Below are 1235 nucleotides of genomic sequence, written 5' to 3' on the forward strand. Positions count from 1 at the left end.
GGGTGGAACAGGGGTGGGACGGCCTAGCTGGTATTGAGGCTGCTGCCCCCTCACCCGGATTGCCATCCGGGAAAAGCAATTCGGGGCAATCCGACCTCTCCCCGAGGGCAGAGGTCGGAGCCGGAACCGAGGAAAGATCACTGCCCCGGCGGAATCAGCCTGAAATCCGGCAGCTCACGCAAAACCAGTTCAGGTCCTGCCGGCGAATAGACGACGAACAGCTGCATCGGCCCGTCGCCGGTGTTGAGCGTCGAATGAAAGCGGCTTTCCGGCACGTAGATGGTGCAGCCGGGGCCGACCTTCTCGACCATCGGATTGCCCTTCTCGTCCTCGACCATCTGTTCGCCATGGCCTGAGATGACGAAGATGATTTCTTCCGCGCCCGGATGGTTGTGGCGCGTGTGGCCCTTGCCGGAAGGCAGGTCGACGACGCCGCCGGAAAAGCGGGTTGCGCCATTCACTTCGGGCGCCACCGTCAGCGCCAATTTTCCCCAGTCGAAGCCGAAGGCGCTGACGTCCTTCGGGTACACGAACACTTTGCTCTTGTCGGTCATCTCACTCATCCCTTCTTTTTCTTGAATGTGGTCTTCTGGCCGCCGAGCGCGACGGCCTTGAAATCGGCCGTCTGCTTGGCGATCGCGGCTTCCGCCGGCAGCCGTTCCATCGAGCTGGCGCCATAGAAGCCGTGCAGGCCCTTGGCCTGGGAGAGAATGTAACGGGCGTCGTCGGGCATCGAAATCGGGCCGCCATGGCAAAGCAGGATGACATCCTTGCGCACCGAGCGCGCGGCATTGGCGATGGCGTCGATCTCCTGAATGCAGTCGTCGAGCGACTTGGCTGACGTGGCGCCGATCGAGCCGCCTGTCGTCACACCCATATGGGCGACGACGATGTCGGCACCGGCCTTGGTCATGGCGCGGGCCTCATCCGGGTTGAAGACGTAGGGCGTGGTCAAGAGGTCGAGCTTGTGCGCCTCGGCGATCATGTCGACCTCGAGGCCGAAGCCCATGCCGGTCTCCTCGAAGCTCTGCCGCATGCTGCCGTCGAACAGGCCGATGGTGGGAAAATTCTGCACGCCGGAAAAGCCCATCGTCTTCAGCTCTGCCAATAGCAGCGGCATGATGACGAACGGGTCGGTGCCGTTGACGCCGGCCAGCACCGGCGTGTGTCTGACCACCGGCAACACCTCATAGGCCATTTCCTTGACGCTCTCGTTGGCGTTGCCATAGGCGAGC

2 protein-coding genes are annotated in these 1235 nt (G+C 62.8%); both read right to left on the minus strand.

What is annotated here, in order from left to right; translation table 11 throughout:
* Positions 1–137: 137 nt before the first annotated feature.
* On the minus strand, positions 138–554 hold the full coding sequence (locus EN914_RS35955) for a cupin domain-containing protein (RefSeq protein ID WP_013529490.1): 417 nt from the start codon (positions 552–554) through the stop codon (positions 138–140).
* A 5-nt stretch (positions 555–559) separates the two neighbouring features.
* On the minus strand, positions 560–1235 hold a 676-nt coding region (locus tag EN914_RS35960), incomplete at its 5' end, for a phosphoenolpyruvate hydrolase family protein (RefSeq protein ID WP_164779193.1).

This window comes from Mesorhizobium sp. M7A.F.Ca.CA.001.08.2.1 (genome assembly GCF_003998455.1).
Taxonomy (GTDB): domain Bacteria; phylum Pseudomonadota; class Alphaproteobacteria; order Rhizobiales; family Rhizobiaceae; genus Mesorhizobium; species Mesorhizobium ciceri.

What these genes read in the sequence shown, in the direction of transcription:
- EN914_RS35955 (WP_013529490.1), bottom strand. Translation starts at nt 554, where the DNA reads ATGACCGACAAGAGCAAAGTGTTCGTGTACCCGAAGGACGTCAGCGCC.